Origin of the sequence: Burkholderia sp. MS389 (assembly GCF_016899425.1) — a bacterium.
Taxonomy (GTDB): Bacteria; Pseudomonadota; Gammaproteobacteria; order Burkholderiales; family Burkholderiaceae; genus Burkholderia; species Burkholderia sola.
The window spans coordinates 2879658-2903299 of record NZ_CP045994.1 but is presented as its reverse complement, the minus strand read 5'-3'; the positions used below and the strand labels follow the sequence as shown (position 1 = coordinate 2903299).

20 protein-coding genes are annotated in these 23642 nt (G+C 68.7%); 8 read left to right on the top strand and 12 right to left on the bottom strand.

Annotation, left to right across the window (positions count from 1 at the left end):
• Positions 1-165 precede the first annotated feature (165 nt).
• Positions 166-744 (top strand): superoxide dismutase [Fe], encoded by a 579-nt coding sequence (sodB, locus tag GJG85_RS13505; protein WP_006489396.1) that lies wholly within the window; start codon positions 166-168, stop codon positions 742-744.
• 103 nt (positions 745-847) lie between these two features.
• Here sodB and chrA read toward each other — a convergent pair whose 3' ends face one another.
• The gene (gene chrA, locus GJG85_RS13500; RefSeq protein WP_050017070.1) at positions 848-2059 is read right to left on the bottom strand and encodes a chromate efflux transporter; all 1212 of its coding nucleotides are present in this window, start codon (positions 2057-2059) and stop codon (positions 848-850) included.
• 115 nt (positions 2060-2174) lie between these two features.
• A complete protein-coding gene (locus GJG85_RS13495) occupies positions 2175-2882 on the bottom strand; it encodes a Crp/Fnr family transcriptional regulator (protein WP_050017071.1) in 708 nt (235 codons plus the stop codon).
• Between the two features lie 81 nt (positions 2883-2963).
• On the opposite strand from GJG85_RS13495, the gene GJG85_RS13490 reads away from it, so the two are divergent.
• Together GJG85_RS13490 and GJG85_RS13485 are read left to right on the top strand one after the other, a co-directional pair.
• Entirely contained in the window at positions 2964-3488 is a 525-nt protein-coding gene (locus GJG85_RS13490) for an Mpo1-like protein (RefSeq protein WP_050017073.1), read from the top strand.
• Between the two features lie 237 nt (positions 3489-3725).
• Entirely contained in the window at positions 3726-4331 is a 606-nt protein-coding gene (locus tag GJG85_RS13485; RefSeq protein WP_050017076.1) for a methyltransferase domain-containing protein, read from the top strand.
• A 19-nt stretch (positions 4332-4350) separates the two neighbouring features.
• Here the strand turns inward: GJG85_RS13485 and GJG85_RS13480 are convergent, their stop codons facing one another.
• Positions 4351-5625, bottom strand: a complete 1275-nt coding sequence (locus tag GJG85_RS13480) for an EAL domain-containing protein (protein WP_050017078.1) — start codon at positions 5623-5625, stop codon at positions 4351-4353.
• A gap of 168 nt (positions 5626-5793) precedes the next feature.
• A complete protein-coding gene (gene mdtD / locus GJG85_RS13475; RefSeq protein WP_050017080.1) occupies positions 5794-7230 on the bottom strand; it encodes a multidrug transporter subunit MdtD in 1437 nt (478 codons plus the stop codon).
• A gap of 239 nt (positions 7231-7469) precedes the next feature.
• Between mdtD and GJG85_RS13470 the strand changes: the two genes are divergently transcribed.
• Positions 7470-7793 (top strand): DUF2917 domain-containing protein, encoded by a 324-nt coding sequence (locus tag GJG85_RS13470; RefSeq protein ID WP_124595613.1) that lies wholly within the window; start codon positions 7470-7472, stop codon positions 7791-7793.
• Here GJG85_RS13470 and GJG85_RS13465 read toward each other — a convergent pair.
• Entirely contained in the window at positions 7766-8998 is a 1233-nt protein-coding gene (locus GJG85_RS13465) for a citrate/2-methylcitrate synthase (protein ID WP_204383374.1), read from the bottom strand. The genes GJG85_RS13470 and GJG85_RS13465 overlap by 28 nt on opposite strands.
• Before the next feature lie 140 nt (positions 8999-9138).
• Here GJG85_RS13465 and GJG85_RS13460 point away from each other — a divergent pair, with 140 nt between their 5' ends.
• Entirely contained in the window at positions 9139-10530 is a 1392-nt protein-coding gene (locus GJG85_RS13460; RefSeq protein ID WP_204383372.1) for a CoA transferase, read from the top strand.
• A 21-nt stretch (positions 10531-10551) separates the two neighbouring features.
• Here GJG85_RS13460 and GJG85_RS13455 read toward each other — a convergent pair whose 3' ends face one another.
• Positions 10552-11298, bottom strand: a complete 747-nt coding sequence (locus tag GJG85_RS13455) for a GntR family transcriptional regulator (protein ID WP_050017088.1) — start codon at positions 11296-11298, stop codon at positions 10552-10554.
• A gap of 167 nt (positions 11299-11465) precedes the next feature.
• On the opposite strand from GJG85_RS13455, the gene GJG85_RS13450 reads away from it, so the two are divergent.
• Positions 11466-12311 carry an aldo/keto reductase gene (locus tag GJG85_RS13450; RefSeq protein WP_050017090.1) on the top strand — a complete coding sequence of 282 codons (846 nt, stop codon included), beginning with the start codon at positions 11466-11468 and terminating at the stop codon, positions 12309-12311.
• A 27-nt stretch (positions 12312-12338) separates the two neighbouring features.
• Here the strand turns inward: GJG85_RS13450 and GJG85_RS34995 are convergent, their stop codons facing one another.
• From GJG85_RS34995 to GJG85_RS13420, 6 genes are all read right to left on the bottom strand, one after another.
• On the bottom strand, positions 12339-13973 hold the full coding sequence (locus tag GJG85_RS34995; RefSeq protein WP_239468938.1) for a hypothetical protein: 1635 nt from the start codon (positions 13971-13973) through the stop codon (positions 12339-12341).
• Between the two features lie 291 nt (positions 13974-14264).
• On the bottom strand, positions 14265-15275 hold the full coding sequence (locus tag GJG85_RS13440) for a HoxN/HupN/NixA family nickel/cobalt transporter (protein ID WP_176016093.1): 1011 nt from the start codon (positions 15273-15275) through the stop codon (positions 14265-14267).
• A gap of 167 nt (positions 15276-15442) precedes the next feature.
• Positions 15443-17554 carry an elongation factor G gene (gene fusA / locus GJG85_RS13435; RefSeq protein ID WP_023477042.1) on the bottom strand — a complete coding sequence of 704 codons (2112 nt, stop codon included), beginning with the start codon at positions 17552-17554 and terminating at the stop codon, positions 15443-15445.
• A gap of 248 nt (positions 17555-17802) precedes the next feature.
• The gene (locus tag GJG85_RS13430) at positions 17803-18303 is read right to left on the bottom strand and encodes a DUF192 domain-containing protein (protein WP_006490889.1); all 501 of its coding nucleotides are present in this window, start codon (positions 18301-18303) and stop codon (positions 17803-17805) included.
• A 160-nt stretch (positions 18304-18463) separates the two neighbouring features.
• Positions 18464-18679 (bottom strand): hypothetical protein, encoded by a 216-nt coding sequence (locus GJG85_RS13425; RefSeq protein WP_011352970.1) that lies wholly within the window; start codon positions 18677-18679, stop codon positions 18464-18466.
• Between the two features lie 281 nt (positions 18680-18960).
• The gene (locus GJG85_RS13420; RefSeq protein ID WP_006490892.1) at positions 18961-19539 is read right to left on the bottom strand and encodes a pseudouridine synthase; all 579 of its coding nucleotides are present in this window, start codon (positions 19537-19539) and stop codon (positions 18961-18963) included.
• 276 nt (positions 19540-19815) lie between these two features.
• Between GJG85_RS13420 and icd the strand changes: the two genes are divergently transcribed.
• Together icd and GJG85_RS13410 are read left to right on the top strand one after the other, a co-directional pair.
• Entirely contained in the window at positions 19816-21072 is a 1257-nt protein-coding gene (gene icd / locus GJG85_RS13415) for an NADP-dependent isocitrate dehydrogenase (RefSeq protein ID WP_039368210.1), read from the top strand.
• A gap of 281 nt (positions 21073-21353) precedes the next feature.
• Positions 21354-23582: an NADP-dependent isocitrate dehydrogenase gene (locus GJG85_RS13410; protein ID WP_176016092.1), complete on the top strand. Its 2229-nt coding sequence runs from the start codon at positions 21354-21356 to the stop codon at positions 23580-23582.
• Positions 23583-23642: the final 60 nt, after the last annotated feature.

Genomic DNA, 23642 nt, shown 5'->3' with positions numbered 1-23642 from the left:
CTGCGCATCGTCGGGCTCGTCCTGCCCGGCGTTGCGCCAGCAGCGCTTTTCCGCATACCGCGGATAAATGGCCCGTGAGTTTGCGGGGTTATTCGTCCTCGCCTACAATCGGACGCTCGGCAGCATCCAACACAGCCTCCCTACATACTCAACGAAGGAATCGCCATGGCTCATACGCTCCCGCCGCTCCCGTACGCTGAAGACGCACTCGCGCCGACCATCTCGAAAGAGACGATCGAGTACCACTACGGCAAGCACCATCAGGCTTATGTGACGAACCTGAACAATCTGATCCCGGGCACGGAATTCGAAAACCTGCCGCTGGAAGAGATCGTGAAGAAGTCGTCGGGCGGCATCTTCAACAACGCCGCGCAAATCTGGAACCACACGTTCTTCTGGAACAGCCTGTCGCCGAACGGCGGCGGCGCACCGACGGGCGCGCTGGGCGATGCGATCAACGCGAAGTGGGGTTCGTACGACGCATTCAAGGAAGCGTTCACGAAGGCCGCGGTCGGCACGTTCGGTTCGGGCTGGGCATGGCTCGTGAAGAAGGCCGACGGTTCGCTCGACATCGTGTCGACGAGCAACGCCGCCACGCCGCTGACGACCGCCGACAAGGCGCTGCTGACGATCGACGTGTGGGAACACGCGTACTACATCGACTACCGCAACGCGCGTCCGAAGTTCGTCGAAGCGTTCTGGAACATCGTGAACTGGGACTTCGCCGCGAAGAACTTCGCGTAAGTCCGGCGCCTGCGCGCCGCCACGGCGCGCGGCATCGAAGCAAAGCCCTCGTTTCGAGGGCTTTTTGTTTTTTGCGCGGCCCGAACGTGCGGCGTTCGCTGGCTCAGCCGGCCGTGCCGAGCAGCCAGCCGAGCGCCGCGCTCGCGATCACCACGGCCCACGGCGGCACGCGCCAGAACACCAGCGCGACGAACGCGACCAGCGCGGCGGCCAGGTCGCGCGGCGCGACGATCGTGTCGGTCCAGACTGGATGATAGAGCGCGGCGAGCAGCAGCCCGACGACGGCCGCGTTCACGCCGGCGAGCGCGGCCTGCATGTGCGCGCTGCGGCGCAGGCGCTCCCAGAACGGCGCGGTGCCGGCGATGAGCAGGAACGACGGCGCGAAGATCGACACGAGTGCGAGCGTGCCGCCGAGCCAGCCGTTCGGCGCATCGCGCAGCGACGCACCGAGGAATGCCGAGAACGTGAACAGCGGCCCCGGCACGGCCTGTGCGACGCCATACCCGGCGAGAAACGCCGAATCGCCGACCCAGCCGGGTGCGACCACGGCCGCCTGCAGCAGCGGCAGCACCACGTGGCCGCCGCCGAACACAAGCGCACCCGTGCGGAAGAATGCGTCGACGACAGCGAGCGTATCCGAGCGCAGCGCGCGGGCTGCGGACGGCAGCGCGACGAGCAGCGCCGCGAACAGCGCGAGCCACAGCACGCCCGCGTGGCGCGACACGTGCAGCGGCAACGGTTCGTGTGCATCGCGTGCCGGTTGCGGCAGCAGCACGAGACCGGCCGCGCCGGCTACGACGATCACCGCGACCTGCATCCACGCAGCCGGCGCGAGCAGCGCGACGCACGCGGCCGCGGCCATCAGCGTGACGCGCCGCGCATCCGGGCACAGCGTGCGCGCCATGCCCCACACGGCCTGCACGATCACCGCGACCGACACGATGCGCAGCCCGTGCAACGCGCCGGCTTCGATCGGCGCGCCCGTTGCGTGAACGCCGAGCGCGAACAGCATCATCAGCAGCGCCGACGGCAGCGTGAAACCGAGCCACGCGGCGAACATGCCCGCATAGCCGGCACGCGCGAGACCGATCGCCATCCCGACCTGGCTGCTCGCGGGCCCCGGCAGGAACTGGCACAGCCCGACGAGATCGGCATAGGTGCGCTCGGTGAGCCAGCCGCGCCGCGTGACGAATTCCGCGCGAAAGTAGCCGAGATGCGCGACCGGGCCGCCGAACGACGTGAGGCCGAGCCGCAGGAATGCGATGAAGACGGGCCACGGATGGCGGGCGGAGGCGGGGACGGTCGACGTGTTCAAGGCGGTGCGCGCGGCGGACGGAACGAGTCGCCACGATAGCGCAACTCGGCGGCCGCGGGCAGCGCATGGCGCCAATCGCGGCCAATCGCGGCCGATAGATGTCGTTGCGCGTCGTTCAGTACGGGCCGTCGCCGAGCCCGCTCGCGCGGCGCAATGCGTCGATGTCCACGAGTTCGATCTCGCCGACGTGCAGCCGCACGACGCCATCCGCCTGCAGCGCCTTCAGCAACTGGTTGGTGGTCTGCCGCGTCAGCGACAGCATCGACGCGAGCGTTTCCTGCGACAGCCGGATGTGCGTGCGCCCGGCGCTGATGCCGCCGTAGCCTTCGGCGATCATCAGCAGCCGCGCGGCGAGCCGCTGCGCGGCCGGCATCACGCTCATCGATTCGACGGTCAGGAAGCTCAGGCGCAGCTTTTGCGCCATCAGCAGCGCGAACTGCCGCCAGTATTGCGGCGTCGTCTCGAGGATCGCGAGCAGCCCGGCCTGCGGCACGTGCAGCAGCAGCGCGTCGTCGAGCGCGATCGCGTCGTGCGTGCGCGGCTGGCCGTCGAACAACGCGATCTCGCCGAACCACGTGACGGGCTCGGCCACCGTCAGCAGCGTCTCCTTGCCCTGCGGATCGACCGCACCTATCGTGAGTGAACCGGCCAGGACCGCGTACAGTCCGCACGGCGGGTCGCCGCGCCGGAACAGCGCGTGGCCGGACGGCAGCCGGCGCAGCGTCGCGCGGGCGATCAGCTCCGCGCGCAACGCGGGCGGCAGCGCGGCGAACCACGGGTTCGCTTCGAGCTGCTGCAGGTATGGGGCGAGCGAGGCAGGCATGGGCACGCGATGTCGGGTAGCTGACAGAGGTTCTCGGGCGTGACGCGCATCATAGCGCTCAACAACCGATCAGGAGACGCGATGAAGACCCTCGAAGACCATCTTTCCCAGTATGCGGCCTACCATCGCGACGCGCGCAACATCGCGACGCATCTGGTCGGCATCCCGATGATCGTGTTCGCGGTCGAGGTGCTGCTGTCGCGGCCGGCGCTCGGGATGCTGGCCGGCATCGCGCTGTCGCCGGCGCTGCTGCTCGCCGTCGTGTCCGCGCTGTTCTACCTGCGTCTCGACCTGCGGTTCGGGATCGTGATGACCGTGCTGCTCGCGCTCGGCCTGTGGGCCGCGCAGTCGCTGGCGCCGCTGCCGACCGCGCAATGGCTCGCGATCGGCGTCGGCGCGTTCGTCGTCGGCTGGATCGTGCAGTTCGTCGGGCACTGGTTCGAAGGCCGCAAGCCGGCATTCGTCGACGATCTGGTCGGCCTGATCGTCGGGCCGTTGTTCGTCGTCGCCGAGGTCGCGTTTTTCGCGGGACTGCGCGGCGACGTGCGCCGCGAAGTCGAGCGGCGCGCCGGTCCCGTGCATGGCGGTGCGCATTCGCATGTCTGACGGGCCGGCCGGGCCGGTCTGCGTGTTCGGCGCGGGCGCGTCCACGACGCCGAACGCGCGACGGCGCGTCGGGCTTGGCGCGGCGATACGCGGTGGGCCGATCTGACCGCGCAGGCGCCGCGTGCGGGCCACGTGCCGGCCCCGTAGACCGGCGTCGCGCGAACCCGGTCGGCGCGGGCCGCGCGCAGCGACTAAGATGCGGAGTGCGTCATACGACGCCTTTGCGGAGCACTCGCCATGGCGGATCGCCCGACTCTCGATGCCTACGACACCCATGCCGCGCAATACGCGCAGGACTGGCTCGACCCGGCCGCGCCCGACGACATGTACGCGCTGCTCGAACAGTATTTCACGCCGGGACCGACCGCCGACGTCGGCTGCGGGGCGGGGCGCGACACGGCCTGGCTCGCGTCGCGCGGCTTCGACGTGCGCGGCTACGACGCGAGCGCCGCGCTGCTCGACGAGGCGCGGCGTCGCCATCGCGGGCTGACTTTCGAGCTGACCGCGCTGCCGGCGCTGGCCGGCGTACCGTCCGGCGCGTTTCGCAACGTGCTGTGCGAAACGGTCGTCATGCATCTCGAACAGGCGGACGCGGCGGCCGCCGCCGCGCGGCTGGCCGATCTGCTGATGCCGGGCGGCACGTTGTACCTGAGCTGGCGGGTGGCCGGACACGGCGTGTTGCGCGACGAGCGCGGCCGCCTCTATACGCCGCTCGACTCGGCGCGGATGCATGCGGCGCTGGGCGCCGGCGTGCAGGTGATCGACGAACACGAAGTCGTCAGCGCGTCGTCCGGCAAGCGCGTGCACCGGCTGATCGTGCGCAAGGCGGCCGGCGACGCGTGAACGCGGCGCGCCGGCGCGCTTACTCGCGGCTGAGCGCCGCTTCCCAGTTGATGTCGACGCAGAGCACCTGCATGCCGGTCGCGGCCGGCGCGGCGATCGACGCGGTCACGCACAGGTGCGCCTCGTTGATCGACAGGTAGGGCGGCGTCAGGTGCACGCGGCCCGGCGCGCGCATCGCGTCGATGAAATACGGGCGGCGTTCCCAGCTCGCGCCTTCGGAATGCAGCAGCGGCCGGAAGCGCTTCGCGCGTTGCGACACGCTGCCGCGCGCGAGCACGTTGTCGCCGATCTGGCGGCCCGACGCGTCGAGCAGGAAGCAGCGCGCGGTCTCGGGCAGCCCGAGCACGGCGGTGGCCGCATCGGTGAGCGATTCGCCCGCGCCGAGCCGGCGGCTCGCTTCCTCGAGTGCGGCGACGTACGGCGCGAGCCGTTCCGACTGCGTGCGCTCGCGCTGCGCGACGCGCAGCCGCAGCGCGGCCGACAGCGTATCCATGCAGCCCGCGGCGGCCTGCGGCTGCACGGGATCGACGCTCGGCCCCGCGAAGTACTGACCCTGCACGAAATCGACGTCGCATTCGAGCGCGATCAGCGCGTCGCGTTCGGTCGAGAGGCCGCCCATCAGCACGAGCTGGCCGGATTCGTGCAGCAGCGACACGAGCCCCGGCAGCACGCGTTCGAGATGCGAGTGCTCGCTCGCCTGCGCGAGGATGCCGCGGTCGAGCGTGACGATGTCGGGATGCAGATGCCACACGCGATCGACGTTCGAGTGCTTCGCGCCGAACCCGACGAGCGCGATCAGGAAGCCGGCCTTGCGCAGCCCGTCGATGATCGCCGCATAGCGCGGCGTCTCGCCGCCGGCCTGCTCGGGCACCTCGAGCACCACGCGGTGCGGCGGCAGCCCGAGCGCCTTCAGGTTCGCGAGCAGCGCGTCGCCGTAGACGGTGTCCATCAGCGCGGCCGGATGCAGGCTCAGGAAGAGCCATTCGTCGTGGCTGTCGAACGCGTGGAAGTTACCGAGATGCAACGATTCGGCGAGCCGGCCGAGCTCGAGCAGGTCGCCGCGCCGCGCCGCCTGCGTGAATACCTCGTGCGACGCGACCTGGCGGCTTTCCTCGTCGTGCGCGCGCAGCGACGCGTGATAGCCGATCGCGCGCCGGTGCGACACCGAGAAAACGGGCTGGAACACGCTGAACACGGTGTAGCCGCCGTACAGCACGGTGCGCCGGTTCCCGTCGTCGCCGGCGACCGGGCGGGGCGGCTGAAAGCCGGGGGGATCGATTTCGATCATGCTCATGATGTCGGCCGAAGGAAGACTGCCAGTTTACCTACAGAATAGGCGAGCAAGAAGCATGCACGGCAGGGCGCCACGTGCGGCCGCCGGTCGCGGTCGATACGCGCACGCGTGCCGGGCCGCGTTGCACCGCGATGGTGCGCGCGGGCCCGATTCGGCGCGCGCCGCCGGTCACGCGCGCTCGGACGGGTCGGTCTTGCGCGCGGTGCTGCGGATCTCGGGCGCGAGCTGCGCGAAGATCCACGCGGACGCGGCCGTGATGATCCCGACGCAGACGAACGTCGCATGGAACGCCGGCAGCGTGTTGCTCGGCGTCACGGTGCGCAGCATGCCGGTGAACGTCGCGAGCAGCGCGCCGGCGACCGTGACGCCGAGGCTCATCGACAGCATCTGCACGAGCGAGAACAGGCTGTTGCCGCTGCTCGCGCCGCCGGTGCCGAGATCCTTCAGCGTCAGCGTGTTCATCGCGGTGAACTGCATCGAGTTGAAGCCGCCGAACAGCGCGAGATGCACGACCTTCACCCACACCGGCACCGTGTCGCGCATCAGCGCGAAGCTCGCCATCATCACGCCGACCATGATCGTGTTCGCGAGCAGCACCTTGCGATAGCCGTGCTGCGTGATCAGCCGCGTGATGATCCGCTTCGAGAACATGCCGGCCGCCGCGACCGGCAGCATCATCAGCCCGGCCTCGAACGCCGAGTAGCCGAGGCTCACCTGCAGCAGCAGCGGGATCAGGTACGGCATCGCGCCGCTGCCGATCCGCGCGAACAGGTTGCCGAGCAGCCCGACGCTGAACGTGTGGATCTTGAACAGCTCGAGCGAGAAGATCGGCTGCGGCGCGCGCACCGCATACAGCCCGTACGCGACGAAGCACGCGAGGCTCAGGATCAGCAGCACCAGCACGGCCGCGTGCTGCATGCCGAGATCGGCGAGCCCGTCGAGCGACAGCGAGATCGCGACCATCCCGATCGTCAGCAGCAGATAGCCCTTCAGGTCGAAGCGGCCGGCGGCCGGGTTGCGCGAATCGGGCATCGAATAGAAGGTCGCGATGCAGCCCGCGACGCCGACCGGCACGTTGATCAGGAAGATCCAGTGCCACGACGCGATCTTCACGAGCCAGCCGCCGAGCGTCGGCCCGATCAGCGGGCCGATCAGGCCCGGAATCGCGACGAACGACAGCGCGGGCAGGTAGCGCTCGGCCGGGAACGTGCGCAGCACCGCGAGCCGCCCGACCGGCAGCAGCATCGCGCCGCCGACGCCCTGCACGACGCGGAACGCGACGAGCTGCGTCAGCGTATGGGCGTTCGCGCACAGCAGCGAGCCGAGCGAGAACACCAGGATCGCGCTGAAGAACACGCGCCGCGTGCCGAACGTATCGGCGAGCCAGCCCGACACGGGGATCATCACCGCCATCGTCAGCGAGTACGCGATCACGACCGATTGCATCCGCAGCGGCGATTCGCCGAGGCTCGCGGCCATCGACGGCAGCGCCGTGTTGACGATCGTCGCGTCGAGCGTCTGCATGAAGAAGCCCGTCGCAACGAGCCAGAGCATCACGGTGAGGTTTTTTTCGCCGGGAGCGGCGGCGGGCGGGCTTTGGAACATGACGGCGGGGGGCGGTGGCGCGGGACAGCCGACATTGTAGGGAAAGCCGCCGCGCCGTGCAGATTCTGCGCGGTATGTCGTGCGGTTCCGGCCGGACCGGGCCGGCGCGGCGGCCGGCTGCCTGTCCCCGTCGGGCGGCCAGTACAGTTCAGCCGGAACTGTACGCGGCCGTATCTGTCCGGGTGCGGCCGCTCTCCGAAATACTGGTGTCATCGAACCGGTGCGACCAGGAGGCTGCGATGCGCGAACTGCGACTTTACGTAATGGACGGCGACGAGCCGGCCGGACGGTGGCGGATCGTCGATCGTACGCTGCTCGAAGTGGCCGAAGGCGACGTGTGGGTGACCGTCGAGGGCCGGCCAGACGATCACTGGCTGGGCGCGGGCGAATCGTTGACGTTGCTGCCCGGCACGCGCGCGTGGGTCAGCGCCGGGCCGCGCGGCGCGACGTTCGCGTTCGGGCCGCTGGCGGTGCCGGCCGTGCGCACCGCGCCCGCGTGGTGGCGCCCGTTCGCCGCATGGCGCGACGGCCGGCGTCACCCGGCCGCGTCGCTGCCGACGTAGCGTGCGCGCGGCCGGATCAGCTTTCCGTCCGCGTACTGTTCGAGCGCGTGCGCGATCCAGCCGGCCGTGCGGCCGGCCGCGAACAGCGTGAACGCCGCGCCGTCGGGCAGCGCGAGCGTGCGCTCCAGCACCGCGAGCGCGAAATCGATCGTCGGCCGCAGGCCCGTCGCCGCATCGACGCGTGCGGCGAGCGCGCGCGCCGCGCGCAGCGCCGGCCGGTCGGGCGCCGTCGCATGCAGCGCATCGAGCAGCGCCCGTGCGCGCGGGTCGCCGTCGGGGTACAGCGGGTGCGCGAAGCCGGACAGGGCCGTGCGCCCGCCGTCCGCGCGTTCGTCGTGCGCCAGCCGCAGCGCGAGGTAGCGATCGAGATCAGCGGCGCGGGCCGCTTCGTCGAGCAGCGTGCCCGCGCGGAACGTCTCGCCGCCGTGACGCGGCCCCGACAGCGCCGCGAGCCCGCCCGAGATCGCACCGAACAGATGGGTGCCGGTCGATGCGATGCAGCGCACCGCGAAGGTCGACGGATTCAGTTCGTGATCGGCGCACAACACGAGCGCACGCCGCAGCAGGTCGGCTTCGTTGCGCCGCCGCACGCGCCACGCGGCCGCGAGCTGGCGGTGCACGGGCGCGTCGCCCGGCGCGATGCCGGCGAGCGCAGCCGTCGCGATGCGCAGCAGCAGCGCCGCGGCATCGAGCTGCGCATCGCGCTCTTGCGCCCACAGGCGCGGCAGCGATGCGGCCGCGGCCGGCAGCAGCACCAGCGTGCGTTCGAGCGGTGCGAGATGCGCCCAGCGACGCGCCCAGTCGTCCCACTGCGCCGCATCGAAACCGCTGGAAGCGAGCGACGCGGCGGCCAGCCGCGCGGGCGGACAGTCCCACAGCCGCGCGGCCGTTTCTTCGAGCGTCGCCGCGTCGGCCAGCGCGAGTGCATCGACGCCGCGGTAGCGCAGGCGGCCGTCGGCGATCTGCGTGATCCGCGATTCCAGGACGGGCACACCCCAGTCGAGCGAACGTTCGGCGACACCGCCCGCGCGTTTCGCATCGGCGCGGCGGCGCGCGAGCAGGCGCACCTCGTTGGCGTCGTAGCGGCGGCGCTTCGTCGCGCCGTCGGGCAGCGAGCGCAGCAGGCCGCGGCTCACGTACGCGTAGAGCGTGCTCACGCTGACGCCGAGCATGCCCGCGGCTTCCTGCGCACTGACGGATGTCATGCCGGTGGCTCCTGTCGCCGCGCATGAAGCGCGGGCCCGTTACGACTATTCGTTATGTATTGATTCGCGCAATCAAGATTGATCGCGCCTGTCGCGAATTCTAGACTCGATTCCGTCTCCTCAACGGCGTCTCCTCCACCATGACACCCGAATCCGCATTGGCGCATCTTTGGCAACTCGCACGTGGCGAGCGCGACGCGCTGGCCCGCACGACCGTGACGGGGCAGGACCCGACGCTGCCGTCGACGTTTCATGTCGGCACGCTCGCTGCCGCGACGATCGCCGCGGCCGGGCTCGCGGCAGCCGAATGCCATCGGCTGCGAACGGGCGTGGCGCAATCGGTCGACGTATCGGTGCGCGACGCGCTCGTGGCGTTCCGCAGCGAACGCTACCTGCGCGTGGACGACGGGCCGCCGCCGGAGCTGCGCCATCCGGTGACCGGCTTCTTCGAGACGGGTGACGGACGATGGATTCAGCTGCACGCGAATTTCCCGCATCATTTGCACGGCATTCTCGACGTGCTCGGCTGCGGCCCGCAGCCCGCCGACGTCGCCGCCGCGATCCGTACGTGGGACGGCGAGGCGCTCGATACCGCGCTGGCCGACGCCGGCCTGTGCGCGGCATTGATCAGAACCCCTGATGAATGGGCGGCGCACGAGCAGGCGCACGCGATCGCGTCGCTGCCGCTGTTCGAGATCGAGCGGATCGGCGACGCACCGGCCGAGCCGATCGGCCGCGGCGAAGCCGGCCAGCCGCTGGCCGGTGTGCGCGTGCTCGATCTCACGCGCATCATCGCGGGGCCGGTCGCGGGCCGCACGCTGGCGTCCCACGGCGCGCAGACGCTGCTCGTCAACGGTCCGCACCTGCCGAACATCGCGCCGCTCGTGATCGACAACGGGCGTGGCAAGCGCTCGACGCGGATCGATCTGCGCGACGCGGCAGGCGTCGATACGCTGCGCGCGCTCGCGCGCGAGGCGGACGTGTTTCTGCAGTCGTACCGGCCCGGCGCGCTCGCGGCGCGCGGTTTCGCGCCGCAGGCATTGGCCGAACGGCGGCCCGGCATCGTCTACGTGTCGGTGTCGGCGTACGGGCATGCAGGGCCATGGGCGAAGCGGCGCGGGTTCGACAGCCTCGTGCAGTCGGCGAGCGGAATCGCATGGCAGGAGCAGCAGGCCGTGCAGGCGCGCGGGCCGCGCCATCTGCCGTGCCAGGCGCTCGATCATGCAACGGGGTATCTCGCGGCGTTCGGCGCGATGATCGCGCTCGCGCGGCGGGCGCGCGAAGGGGGAAGCTGGCACGTGCGGATGTCGCTCGCGCAGACGGGGCGCTGGCTGCAGTCGTTCGGCGCGGTGCCGGACGGGTTGCACGCGCCCGATCTCGCGTTGGCCGACGTGCGCGACCGGATCGACCGCATCGCGTCGCCGTTCGGCGTGCTCGACACCGTGCGGCCGGCCGAGCGACTGTCGGCGACGCCGCCGTCGTTCGCGCGGCCGCCCGTGCCGCTCGGCACCGACGACGCGCGCTGGCTGTGAGCGCCGGCGACGCGCGTCGCGTTACTTGCGCAGTTCGACGACGAAATCGTAGTAGTCGTTGCGGCAGTAGGTATCGGTCAGTTCGATCGCGCGCTGGTCGGACGTATAGCCGATCCGCGTGATCAGCAGCAGCGCGTCGTGCGGGGCGATGCCCATCTGCTCGGCGATCTCGTTGGTCGCGTTGACCGCGCGGAAATGCTGCAGCGCGCGCACGATCGGCGTGCCGCGCGCTTCGAGATAGCTGTACAGCGAGCCGACGATCGCCTGCGGATCGGGAATCAGCGTCGCGGGGAACGTCGAATTCTCGACGGCCATCACGATGCCGTCGGCGAGACGCAGACGTTTCAGGCGTGTTACCGATGCGGCCGGCGACAGCCCGAGCTGGATCACTTCGTCGCGGTTCGCGGGCTGAATTTCGCGCGCTAGCCACTGCGAGCTCGGCTTGAAGCCGCGGCGCTCGAGCATTTCGCTGAAGCTCGACAGCCGCGACAGCGGATCCTCGTAGCGCGGCTGGATGAAGTTGCCGGCGCCCTGCGTGCGACGGATCAGGCCTTGCTCGACGAGCAGCGCGATCGCCTTGCGCGCGGTGATGCGCGACACGCCGAGCGCTTCGGACAACACGCGCTCGGACGGCAGCGCCTCGCCGGCCGTCCAGCGGTTGTCGTGGATCGCATCGCCGAGCTTGCGGGCGAGCTGCAGGTAGAGCGGCGTATCGTTGTCGGGGTCGGGGCGCAGGTCCTGCCAGCGGTCGTCCGTGGGTGCCTTCATACAATGGGTATCGATCAGGTTGCGGCCATTCTAAGTCATCATGCCGCGCCGTTATAGCCGGTTTTTGCCGCGTAATAGGCCGGGGGCGCACCGATTGACTACACTGATGCGTCGTATCCGATGCTTCGGCCGCGGTGTGCGGCCACGAATCCGCCACGAGGAAACGCATGACAGACACGATCGCCACGGTCGTTTTGCCGAACGGCGAGACGATTCCGAAGCTGGGCCTGGGCACCTGGGAAATGGGGGAGCGGCCGGCGCGGCGCGCGGACGAGATCGCCGCGCTGCGCGAGGGCGTCGAGCTCGGAATGACGTTGGTCGATACCGCGGAGATGTACGGCGACGGCGCGACCGAGGAACTGGTCGGTGACGCGCTTGCGGGCCTGCGCGACGACGTGTTCCTCGTCAGCAAGGTCTATCCGCACCATGCGAGCCGGCGCGGCGTCGCCGCCGCGTGCGACGCGAGCCTCAAGCGCCTGCGTACCGATCGCCTCGACCTGTACCTGCTGCACTGGCGCGGTTCGGTGCCGCTCGCGGAAACGGTCGAGGGTTTCAACGCGTTGCAGCGTGCGGGCAAGATCCGGCACTGGGGCGTGAGCAACTTCGATACGGCCGACATGGCCGAACTCGTCGACGACGCGGGCGGCGGGGCGTGCGCCACCAACCAGATTCTCTACAACATCGCGCGACGCGGTCCGGAGTTCGACCTGCTGCCGTGGCTGGCCGATCGTCGGATCCCGGCGATGGCGTACAGCCCGGTCGATCACGGGCGGCTGCCGAAACGCTCGCCGCTCGACGACATCGCGCGGCTGCGCGGCGTGTCGGTGACGCGCGTCGCACTGGCATGGGTGCTCGCGCAGCCGGGTGTATTCGCGATTCCGAAGGCGTCGCGGATCGAGCACGTGCGCGACAACCGCGCCGCGCTCGATGTCGTGTTCAGCGATGACGAGCGCGCGCAGCTTGACGCGTATTTCCGTCCGCCGCACAGCAAGCGCGCGCTCGAGATGCTCTGACCGACTTCAGCCGGGCAACGCTTCGGGTCAGTGGCGGCCGCCCGACGATCCGCCGTTGCCGGGACCGCCGCCGTTGCCGTTGCCGGCGCCACGGCCGTTGCCGACGCCGTTGGCCCCGCCGTTGCCGGCGCCGCCACTGCCATTGCCGTTACCGTTGCCGCCGCCATTGCCGTGGCCGCCGGTGCCGTTGGCGCCGCCGCTTCCGCCGCTCCCGCCGTTACCGTTTCCACCGCCATTGCCACCGGCGCCATTGCCGTTACCGCCGCCGTTGCCCGCGCCACCACCGCCGTTTCCGTGGCCACCTCCGCCGTTACCATGGCCGCCGCCGCCGCCGCCGCCGCTGCCGCTGCCGCTGCCGCCGCTGCCGCCGCTGCCGCCGCTGCCGCCGCTGCCGCCGCCGCTGCCGCTGCCGCTGCCGCCGCTGCCGCCGCCGCTGCCGCCGCTGCCGCCGCTGCCGCCGCTGCCGCCGCTGCCGCCGCTGCCGCCGCTGCCGCCGCTGCCGCTGCCGCTGCCGCCGCCGCCGCCGCCGCCGCTGCCGCCACCGCCACCGCCACCGCCACCGCCACCGCCACCGCCACCGCCACCGCCACCGCCACCGCCACCGCCGCCACCGCCGCCACCGCCACCGCCGTTGCCGTGACCGCCGCCGCCGCCACCATGACCACCGCCGTTGCCGTGACCGCCGCCGCCACCATGACCACCGCCGTTGCCGTGACCGCCACCATCGCCATGGCCGCCGCCGTTGCCGTGACCACCGCCGTCACCATGGCCGCCGCCGTCGCCGTGACCACCGCCGTCACCATGGCCGCCACCGTCGCCGTGACCGCCACCGTCGCCATGACCGCCGCCATGACCGTGACCGCCGCCGTCACCATCGCCACCACCACCGTGGCCACCGCCACCGGAAGTGCCGCCACCGGAAGTGCCGCCACCGGAAGTGCCGCCACCCGAAGTGCCGCCGCCGGAAGTGCCACCACCGGAAGTGCCGCCACCCGAGGTACCTCCACCCGAGGTACCGCCACCCGAAGTGCCGCCACCGGAAGTGCCGCCACCCGAGGTGCCTCCACCCGAAGTGCCGCCACCGGAAGTGCCGCCACCCGAGGTACCGCCACCCGAAGTGCCGCCACCGGAAGTGCCGCCACCCGAGGTACCGCCACCCGAGGTACCGCCACCCGAAGTGCCGCCACCGGAAGTGCCGCCACCCGAGGTGCCTCCACCCGAAGTCCCACCACCTGAACCACCGTTCCCGGACGCATTGCCTCCGCGGCCCGTGCCGTTCGTACTGCCGGAGGTTCCGCCTGTCGTTCCGCCGACACCCGCAGGTCCGACGGCGCCGTTCCCGTTGTTGCCGCCGCTACCGTTCCCATTCCCGGTGCCGCCGCCGTTTCCGTTTCCGCTGCCGCCCGCACCGGCGCCGCCATTACCGACGCCCCGGCCGGCATACACGTGTACCGCGCACGCAGCCGGATTGGCGGCGCACGGCGATGCGTTCTCGACGAGCGTCATGATGGTGTCCGCGCTGGCGTTCGCGTCGGGCGCGGCGTCAGGCGTCGTGTTCTGTGCGACCGCATACGAGCAGCAGCACGCGAACGCGGCCACGGCCAGCAAGGTTGCACGAGGGCGCCGTCCCGCCGCGCGGAACGGTTGTTTCGTTTTATGCATCATGGCCTCCCCATGCGCGCGATGCCTCGTAGCCGCGCGACGATTTACGTGTGGTGCAGGGGGGCGTAAAAGATTCGTAGTCCTATCGTCGGCCGATCGCCTTCTGGCCGACGCTGGACGTCAGCCGCGAACGCGGATCGGCACGCGGGCCCGCCGTGCGAATCTCACTCTGCGAGATTCGTGCCATCGGCCGCTCGGGCCCGTCGGTAAAGGCGGGCGCAGTCGCGTGACCGCGCATGCAACGTCGTAGGGGAGCGTTTTGTTTCCGGAATGAAACGTCGGAGGAGTCGTTCAGCGCGCCGGCGCGTCGGCCGCGCGTTGCCAGCGGTGGAACAGGATCGACGCGATCCAGCAGACGAGGAACAGCGCGACGATGCCGTAGCCGATCGAGCCGAAGCGTTCGCCGAGCGCGTCGAGCGTGTCGCGCACGGGGCCCGTCAGCGACAGCTTGTCGGCCAGCAGGCCGGCTGCCTCGATCCCGCCGATCGCCAGCGCGACGGCCGCCGAGACGAACGTGATGCTCGCGTTGTAGAGCAGCTTGCGCTGCGGATCGTCCATTGCCCAGCCGTATGCCTGAATCATCAGCACGTTGTCGGTCGAGTCGATCAGCGTCATGCCGGCGGTGAAAAGCGCGGGAAACAGCATGACCGTATAGACCGGCAGCCCCTGGCTCGCCTGCGCGGCGGCGATCGCGAGCAGGCCGATTTCGGTTGCAGTATCGAAACCGAGCCCGAACAGCACGCCGACCGGATACATGTGCCAGCTCTTCGACACGAACCGGAACAGCGGGCGCAGCAACCGCGATACGAGTCCGGCGGGACGATGCTCGTGCGCGCCGTCGTGCGTGTGCCCGGACGCGCCGCGATAGCGTCGCCACACGTCGCGCAGGATCATCAGGTTCACGCACGCGAGCACCAGCAGGAAGGTAGCCGATACCGCCGTGCCGATCGTGCCGCCGATCTCGCGGAATGCATCGAACCGGTCGCGCAGCGCGAACGCTGTCAGCGCGATACCGAGCGTCGCCGCGATCACGATCGTCGAATGACCGAGCGAAAAGAACAGGCCGACGCTCACCGGACGCTGGCCGTCCTGCATCAGCTTGCGCGTCGCGACGTCGATCGCGGCGATGTGATCCGCGTCGACCGCATGACGCAGCCCGAGCCCGTATGCGATCGCCGCGGTGCCGAGCAGCAGCGGATGGTCGTGCAGCACCGCGAGCGCCCACAGCCAGACGGCGACGTTCGCGGCGATCAGGCCGGCATAGAGGGTCAGCAGGCGGCGCAGGGCAGGGGTGGGCGGCATCGGGCGGGTTCCATCTGACGAAACGCCATCCATTGTGGCACGCGAAAAAAAGCGCGGCACGCCGATCGACAAGCCGCGAACGCGATGTGCGCCGGACGAAAAAAAGCCCGTCCGGAATGAACCGGACGGGCCTTGTGCGCATGCGCCGAAGCGCGAGCGAGCGGCGCTTACTTCACTTTCGCGTTGATCACGGCTTCCGACACGTTCGCCGGCGTTTCCGCGTAATGCTTGAACTCCATCGTGTATGTCGCGCGGCCCTGCGTGGCCGAACGCAGCGACGTCGAATAGCCGAACATTTCCGCGAGCGGCACCTCGGCGCGCACCAGCTTGCCGCCGCCGCCCGCGATGTCCTCCATCCCCTGCACGATGCCGCGCCGGCTCGACAGGTCGCCCATCACGTTGCCCATGAAGTCCTCGGGCGTCTCGACCTCGACGGCCATCATCGGCTCGAGCAGCACCGGCTTCGCCTTGCGCATCGCTTCCTTGAACGCCATCGAGCCGGCCATCCGGAACGCGTTTTCGTTCGAGTCGACGTCGTGGTACGAACCGAACGTCAGATGCACCTTCACGTCGACGACCGGGTAGCCCGCGAGCACGCCGCTCTTCAGCGTCTCGGTGATGCCCTTGTCGACGGCCGGGATGAACTCGCGCGGAATCACGCCGCCCTTGATCTCGTCGAGGAACTCATAGCCCTTGCCGGGGTTCGGCTCCAGCGTGATCACCGCATGGCCGTACTGGCCGCGCCCGCCCGACTGCTTGACGAACTTGCCTTCGACGTCGGCCGCCGTCGTGCGCACCGTTTCGCGATACGCGACCTGCGGCTTGCCGACCGTCGCCTCGACGCCGAACTCGCGCTTCATCCGGTCGACCAGGATTTCGAGGTGGAGCTCGCCCATCCCCGAAATGATGGTCTGGCCGGACTCTTCGTCGGTCTGCACGCGGAACGACGGATCCTCCTGCGCGAGACGGTTCAGCGCGAGGCCCATCTTTTCCTGGTCGGCCTTCGTTTTCGGCTCGACGGCCTGCGAGATCACCGGCTCCGGGAATTCCATCTTTTCCAGGATGATCGGCTTGGCCGGATCGCACAGCGTGTCGCCGGTGGTCGCTTCCTTCAGGCCGACGGCCGCCGCGATGTCGCCCGCGCGCACTTCCTTGATTTCCTTGCGCTCGTTCGCGTGCATCTGCAGGATCCGGCCGAGCCGTTCCTTCTTGTCCTTCGTCGCGTTGAGCACCGTGTCGCCAGACTCGACGACGCCCGAATACACGCGGAAGAAGATCAGCTGGCCGACGAACGGGTCGGTCATGATCTTGAACGCGAGCGACGAGAACGGCTCGTCGTCGCTCGGATGACGTTCCGCCGGCTTTTCCGGATCGGCGAAATCGTGACCGAGGATCGCGGGCACGTCGACCGGCGACGGCAGGTAGTCGATCACCGCGTCGAGCATCGCCTGCACGCCCTTGTTCTTGAACGCGCTGCCGCACAGCATCGGCACGATCTCGTTCGCGATCGTGCGCTGGCGCAGCGCGGCCTTGATCTCGTCCTCGGTCAGCGATTCATGGTCGTGCAGATACTTCTCGAGCAGTTCCTCGCTCGCTTCGGCCGCGGCCTCGACCATCTTCTCGCGCCACTCGTGCGCGAGCTCGACGAGGTTCGCGGGGATGTCCTCGTACGTGAACTTCACGCCCTGGCTTTCGTCGTCCCACACGATCGCCTTCATCTTCACGAGATCGACGACGCCCTGGAAATGGTCTTCCGCGCCGATCGGAATCTGGATCGGCACGGCGACGCCTTTCAGGCGCTCGCCGATCTGCTTCTGCACGCGGAAGAAGTCGGCGCCGATCCGGTCCATCTTGTTGACGAACGCGATGCGCGGCACCTTGTACTTGTTCGCCTGGCGCCACACGGTCTCGGATTGCGGCTGCACGCCGCCGACCGAGTCGTAGACCATGCACGCGCCGTCGAGCACGCGCATCGAGCGCTCGACTTCGATCGTGAAGTCGACGTGCCCGGGCGTATCGATGATGTTGATCCGGTGTTCCGGATAGTTGCCGGCCATGCCCTTCCAGAAGGCCGTGGTCGCGGCCGACGTGATCGTGATGCCGCGTTCCTGCTCCTGCTCCATCCAGTCCATCGTGGCCGCGCCGTCGTGCACTTCACCGATCTTGTGGCTCACGCCGGTGTAAAACAGGATGCGCTCGGTCGTCGTGGTCTTGCCGGCATCGATGTGAGCGCTGATCCCGATATTTCTATAGCGCTCGATGGGGGTTTTGCGGGGCACGTGAACCTCCTGGTGGTTCGGATCGTAAGCGGGCCGGCTGATTGGGTGCCGGCCCGGGCTGGAACTAGCGAGATTTAAAGGATAGCGCTTGTCCGTGGCTTTTGCAGATGCGGGCAGCGGGTGCCGAATCAAGGCGGGCGCCGCCGGCGGGCGAAAAAAAAGCCGGCGCCCGATAACAAACAAGGGGCGGCCGGCTTTTCGGTCGGTGCGCGGTGCGCGATGCAAGGCCGCCGCGCGGGCCGCTGCGGTTACTGGGCCCTCGGCAGGCCGTCGAGCTTCATGCCGGGCTTGATGCCTTTCGCGGCGAACCAGCCCTTGCTCATTTCCAGCGCATAGACGCCGTTGTTGCGCGGGCAGTGGTTGTCGGTGGTTTCCGCGCGCATCTCGTCGATGTCGGTGATCGTGCCGTCGGCGCGGATGAACGCGATCGACAGCGGAATCAGCGTGTTCTTCATCCAGAAGCAGTGCACGGCGTTCTCGTTGAAGACGAACAGCATGCCTTCGTTCGGCGCGAGCTGCGAACGGTACATCAGCCCCTGTTCGCGGTCGGCGTCGTTCGCGGCGACGGCCGCGTCGATCACGTACATGCCGGCGCGCAGCTTCACGCGCGGGAACTCGCTCGGCTGCTTGGCGCCGGGCGGCACTTGCGCGCCGGCGGCCTGCATGCCGAGCGCGAGGACGGCGAGCGCGGCGGGAAACACGGCGGCACGCGCAAGGCGGCCGAGCGACGGGCGCAGGGAGAAGTGCACAGCATGGCTCCTGTCTGGAAAACGAGACCCGCATGGTACGCGATGCGCGCCGGCGGGCACAAAAAAGAAAAAGGCAGATCGCCTTGCGGTGATCTGCCTTTCAACGCCGTAAGAACGGCAGGACTGCGTGTTCTTGACTGCGTTATTACAGCTTGCTTACTTAGTTCGAAGCAGCTGCCGGTGCTGCTGCGTCGCTTGCTGCAGCCTTCTTCGATGCCTTGTGGTGCTTCTTGGCAGCGTGGTGCTTCTTGGCAGCGTGCTTAGCCGGTGCCGAAGCAGCTTCTGCTGCTGCCGGAGCAGCTTCCGGAGCCGAAGCTTGTGCGAAAGCAGCCGTTGCGAAGAGGCCAGCGACCAGAGCGGCGATCAGTTTGTTCATGTTGTGTTCCTCAGCTTTAGTTAATTAACCAAATGACCCGGCAATAGGAGTCATGTCGTCTAACGGTGCCATCCACCTTTCGGTTGACAGACGCTTCGAGAAATTTCTCTTTGCGCTGCGGGCGCCGAATCGTATTCGAATAAAACGTCGCTTTCGTGACGCAAACACGGGTTCGGCTGCCAATGCCGGATAGCTAAGGTTGGCATCTGCGTGATTTAACGCGCGATCTGCGCGGGTGGTTGACGAAAAAGATGACGAAAAATTCGCGCGTCCCGGATTCGTCATCCGGCCGGCGCGAAACCGTCCCACGGCGCGCGCGGCGGCAGCGCGATTGTTTCGCCCGGCGCAATGCCGAGCGCGAATATATCGAGCGCGCCGATGCCGACGCGCACCAGACGCAACGTCGGGAAGCCGACGGCCGCCGTCATCCGGCGTACCTGCCGGTTCTTGCCCTCGGTGATCGCCAGCTCGATCCACGTGGTCGGGATCGCGGCGCGGTAGCGGATCGGCGGATTGCGCGGCCACAGCGTGTCGGGCGGCTCGATGAATTCGGCGCGGCACGGGCGCGTCACGTAGTCGCCGAGGTCGACGCCGCGTGCGAGCGCCTTCAGGTCGGCCGGCCCCGGCGCGCCGTCGACCTGCGCCCAGTAGCGCTTCACCAGCTTGTGGCGCGGCTCCGCGATGCGGGCCTGCAGCGCGCCGTCGTCGGTGAGCAGCAGCAGCCCCTCGCTGTCCGCGTCGAGCCGGCCGGCCGCATACACGCCGGGCGTTTTTACCCAGTCGCCGAGCGACGGTCGCGTCTCGTGCGCGGAAAACTGGCAAATCGTGCCGAACGGCTTGTTGAGGGCGATCAGGTTCATGGCGGGGCGCCCGCCCGGCGCCCCGCGGGGAGCGGGGGCGGGCGGTCTATGGCAAATGGCGGAATCTTAATGCATAATACGGAACGGCAAGTCCTCTGTCTTATATAAGACATAAGTGAGGTCTTGATACGCAGTGCCGCGGTTCGCGCCGAAGTGCCCGGTTGGGGCGCTAGAATAGCGGCTCGCTGTTGTCGTCACGGGGTGGCCATGCCTCGCCCCGCCGCGCGCGCAGCTTCGACCAGCATCACCTGCTCAGCCACGTCACTGGAGTCGATCATGCCGTATCAGCACATCAAGGTTCCGGAGGGCGGTGACAAGATCACCGTCAACAAGGACTTCTCGCTCAACGTTTCCGATCAGCCGATCATTCCCTATATCGAAGGCGACGGTACGGGCTTCGATATCACGCCGGTCATGATCAAGGTCGTCGACGCGGCGGTCGCGCATGCGTACAAGGGCCAGCGCAAGATCCACTGGATGGAGATCTTCGCGGGCGAGAAGGCGACCAAGGTGTACGGTCCGGACGTGTGGCTGCCGGACGAAACGCTGCAGGTGCTGAAGGAATACGTGGTGTCGATCAAGGGGCCGCTCACGACCCCGGTCGGCGGCGGCATCCGTTCGCTGAACGTCGCGCTGCGCCAGGAGCTCGACCTGTACGTGTGCCTGCGCCCGGTCCAGTACTTCAAGGGCGTGCCGTCGCCGGTGCGCGAACCGCAGAAGATCGACATGGTGATCTTCCGCGAGAATTCGGAAGACATCTACGCGGGCATCGAATGGGCCGCGGGCTCCGAGCAGGCGAAGAAGGTGATCAAGTTCCTGCAGGACGAGATGGGCGTGAAGAAGATCCGCTTCCCGGAAACGTCCGGGATCGGCGTCAAGCCCGTGTCGACCGAAGGCACCGAGCGTCTCGTGCGCAAGGCGATCCAGTATGCGATCGACAACGATCGCAAGTCGGTCACGCTGGTGCACAAGGGCAACATCATGAAGTTCACGGAAGGCCTGTTCCGTGACGCCGGCTACGCGCTCGCGCAGAAGGAATTCGGCGGCGAGCTGATCGACGGCGGCCCGTGGATGCGCGTGAAGAACCCGAAGACGGGCAACGAGATCGTGATCAAGGATTCGATCGCCGACGCGTTCCTGCAGCAGATCCTGCTGCGCCCGGCCGAATACGACGTGATCGCGACGCTGAACCTGAACGGCGACTACATCTCCGACGCGCTGGCCGCGCAGGTCGGCGGCATCGGGATCGCGCCGGGCGCGAACCTGTCGGATTCGGTCGCGATGTTCGAGGCGACGCACGGCACGGCGCCGAAGTACGCAGGCAAGGATTACGTGAACCCGGGTTCCGAGATCCTGTCGGCGGAAATGATGCTGCGCCACCTCGGCTGGACGGAAGCAGCCGACACGATCATCGCCGCGATGGAGAAGTCGATCCTGCAGAAGCGCGTCACGTACGACTTCGCGCGCCTGATGGAAGGCGCGACGCAGGTGTCGTGCTCCGGCTTCGGCGAAGTGCTGATCGAGAACATGTAAGACCCCTTCCGGGGTGGGCCGGCAGGTTGCCGGCCGCCCCGGCGCTGACTGCCGGCGCCGGAGCGTTTCGTGGATGGCAGGTTTGTTGGCAGGGTGGCCCGGCATGCGGGCCGCGGCGCCGCGAGGCGGCCGCATGCCCTGCAAGGTAGAACATGACGGCCCTCGCAACACCACCGCCCGGCTGAGCCGGCGCGCCCCTTTCGCGATCGACCCGGTCGCTTCCCGCCGGTTACCGCCGGCGCTCCTCAGTCCCATCATCACGTAGCAATGCTTTGACCACCATGTCCACTTCGCCCAAGATCATCTACACCCTCACCGACGAAGCGCCGGCGCTCGCGACCTATTCGCTGCTGCCGATCGTCAAGGCCTTCACGCGTTCGTCGGGCGTCGCCGTCGAAACGCGCGACATCTCGCTCGCCGGCCGCATCATCGCGGCATTCGCAGACGTCCTGCCGTCGGAGCAGAAGGGTTCCGACGATCTGGCCGAACTGGGCCAGCTCACGCTGAAGCCGGAAGCGAACATCATCAAGCTGCCGAACATCAGCGCATCGGTGCCGCAGTTGAAGGCCGCGATCGCCGAACTGCAGGCGCAGGGCTACGCGCTGCCGGCCTATCCGGAAGATCCGTCGACGGACGAAGAGAAGGCCGTCAAGGCGCGCTACGACAAGATCAAGGGCAGCGCGGTGAACCCGGTGCTGCGCGAAGGCAACTCCGACCGCCGCGCGCCGCTGTCGGTCAAGAACTACGCACGCAAGCATCCGCACAAGATGGGCGCGTGGAAGGCCACGTCGAAGGCTCACGTCGCGCACATGAGCGAAGGCGATTTCTACGGCAGCGAGAAGTCGGCGCTGATCGCCGATGCCGGCAGCGTGAAGATCGAACTGACGACGACCGACGGCGCGAAGAAGGTGCTGAAGGAAAAGACGGCCGTGAAGGCCGGTGAAGTGATCGACGCGTCGGTGATGAGCCGCAACGCGCTGCGCCGCTTCATCGAAGCGCAGATCGCCGACGCGAAGGCGCAGGACGTGCTGTTCTCGGTGCACCTGAAGGCGACCATGATGAAGGTCTCGGACCCGATCCTGTTCGGTCACTTCGTGTCGGTGTTCTACCGCGACGCGCTCGCGAAGCACGCGGACGTGCTGGCGAAGGTCGGCTTCAACCCGAACAACGGGATCGGCGACCTGTACGCGCGCCTGAAGGACCTGCCGGCCGACACGCGCGAAGCGATCGAAGCCGACGTCAAGGCCGAGTACGCGGTGCGCCCGCGCCTCGCGATGGTCAACTCGGACAAGGGCATCACGAACCTGCACGTGCCGAGCGACGTGATCGTCGACGCATCGATGCCGGCGATGATCCGCGATTCGGGCGGCATGTGGGGCCCGGACGGCCAGCTGTACGACGCGAAGGCCGTGATTCCGGACCGCTGCTACGCGGGCGTCTACCAGGCCGTGATCGAGGACTGCAAGCAGCACGGCGCGTTCGATCCGGTCACGATGGGCAGCGTGCCGAACGTCGGCCTGATGGCGCAGGCGGCCGAGGAATACGGTTCGCACGACAAGACGTTCCAGATCCCGGCGGACGGCGTCGTGCGCGTCACCGACGAAGCCGGCAACGTGCTGCTCGAGCACGCGGTCGAGGCGGGCGACATCTGGCGCATGTGCCAGACGAAGGACGCGCCGGTGCAGGACTGGGTCAAGCTCGCGGTCAACCGTGCCCGCGCGACCGGCGCCCCGGCCGTGTTCTGGCTCGATCCGGCGCGCGCGCACGATGCGCAGATCATCGCGAAGGTCGAACGCTACCTGAAGGATCACGACACGAACGGCCTCGACATCCGCATCATGACGCCGGAAGACGCGACCCGCTTCTCGCTCGAGCGCATCCGCGCGGGCAAGGACACGATCTCGGTCACCGGCAACGTGCTGCGCGACTACCTGACCGACCTGTTCCCGATCATGGAACTCGGCACCAGCGCGAAGATGCTGTCGATCGTGCCGCTGATGGCCGGCGGCGGGATGTTCGAAACGGGTGCGGGCGGCTCCGCGCCGAAGCACGTGCAGCAGTTCGTCGAGGAAGGCTTCCTGCGCTGGGATTCGCTCGGCGAATTCCTCGCACTGGCCGCGTCGCTCGAGCACCTCGGCAACGCGTACCAGAACCCGAAGGCGCTCGTGCTCGCGAAGACGCTCGACCAGGCGACCGGCAAGTTCCTGGACGAGAACAAGTCGCCGGCGCGCAAGGTCGGCGGCCTCGACAACCGCGGCAGCCACTTCTACCTGTGCCTGTACTGGGCGCAGGCGCTGGCCGAGCAGACCGAGGACGCCGCGCTGAAGGCACAGTTCGAGGGCGTGGCGAAGGCGCTGTCCGACAGCGAAGCGCGCATCCTGGAGGAACTGGCGGCCGCGCAAGGCAAGCCGCAGGCGATCGGCGGCTACTACCGTCCGAACGTCGACCTGACGAGCCAGGCCATGCGCCCGAGCGCGACGCTGAACGGCATCGTCGACGCGGTCGCCTGACCCCGGGCGCGCACTCGCGCGAGCCGATGTGTGTGTCGACGCGGCGCGGTGAGCCGTTCG

Excerpts from the sequence above, each read along its gene's own strand:
- sodB (WP_006489396.1), top strand. The coding sequence starts at position 166 with ATGGCTCATACGCTCCCGCCGCTCCCGTACGCTGAAGACGCACTCGCG.
- GJG85_RS13495 (WP_050017071.1), bottom strand. The coding sequence starts at position 2,882 with ATGCCTGCCTCGCTCGCCCCATACCTGCAGCAGCTCGAAGCGAACCCG.
- GJG85_RS13490 (WP_050017073.1), top strand. The coding sequence starts at position 2,964 with ATGAAGACCCTCGAAGACCATCTTTCCCAGTATGCGGCCTACCATCGC.
- GJG85_RS13485 (WP_050017076.1), top strand. The coding sequence starts at position 3,726 with ATGGCGGATCGCCCGACTCTCGATGCCTACGACACCCATGCCGCGCAA.
- GJG85_RS13480 (WP_050017078.1), bottom strand. The coding sequence starts at position 5,625 with ATGAGCATGATCGAAATCGATCCCCCCGGCTTTCAGCCGCCCCGCCCG.
- mdtD (WP_050017080.1), bottom strand. The coding sequence starts at position 7,230 with ATGTTCCAAAGCCCGCCCGCCGCCGCTCCCGGCGAAAAAAACCTCACC.
- GJG85_RS13470 (WP_124595613.1), top strand. The coding sequence starts at position 7,470 with ATGCGCGAACTGCGACTTTACGTAATGGACGGCGACGAGCCGGCCGGA.
- GJG85_RS13465 (WP_204383374.1), bottom strand. The coding sequence starts at position 8,998 with ATGACATCCGTCAGTGCGCAGGAAGCCGCGGGCATGCTCGGCGTCAGC.
- GJG85_RS13460 (WP_204383372.1), top strand. The coding sequence starts at position 9,139 with ATGACACCCGAATCCGCATTGGCGCATCTTTGGCAACTCGCACGTGGC.
- GJG85_RS13455 (WP_050017088.1), bottom strand. The coding sequence starts at position 11,298 with ATGAAGGCACCCACGGACGACCGCTGGCAGGACCTGCGCCCCGACCCC.
- GJG85_RS13450 (WP_050017090.1), top strand. The coding sequence starts at position 11,466 with ATGACAGACACGATCGCCACGGTCGTTTTGCCGAACGGCGAGACGATT.
- GJG85_RS34995 (WP_239468938.1), bottom strand. The coding sequence starts at position 13,973 with ATGCATAAAACGAAACAACCGTTCCGCGCGGCGGGACGGCGCCCTCGT.
- GJG85_RS13440 (WP_176016093.1), bottom strand. The coding sequence starts at position 15,275 with ATGCCGCCCACCCCTGCCCTGCGCCGCCTGCTGACCCTCTATGCCGGC.
- GJG85_RS13425 (WP_011352970.1), bottom strand. The coding sequence starts at position 18,679 with ATGAACAAACTGATCGCCGCTCTGGTCGCTGGCCTCTTCGCAACGGCT.
- GJG85_RS13420 (WP_006490892.1), bottom strand. The coding sequence starts at position 19,539 with ATGAACCTGATCGCCCTCAACAAGCCGTTCGGCACGATTTGCCAGTTT.
- icd (WP_039368210.1), top strand. The coding sequence starts at position 19,816 with ATGCCGTATCAGCACATCAAGGTTCCGGAGGGCGGTGACAAGATCACC.
- GJG85_RS13410 (WP_176016092.1), top strand. The coding sequence starts at position 21,354 with ATGTCCACTTCGCCCAAGATCATCTACACCCTCACCGACGAAGCGCCG.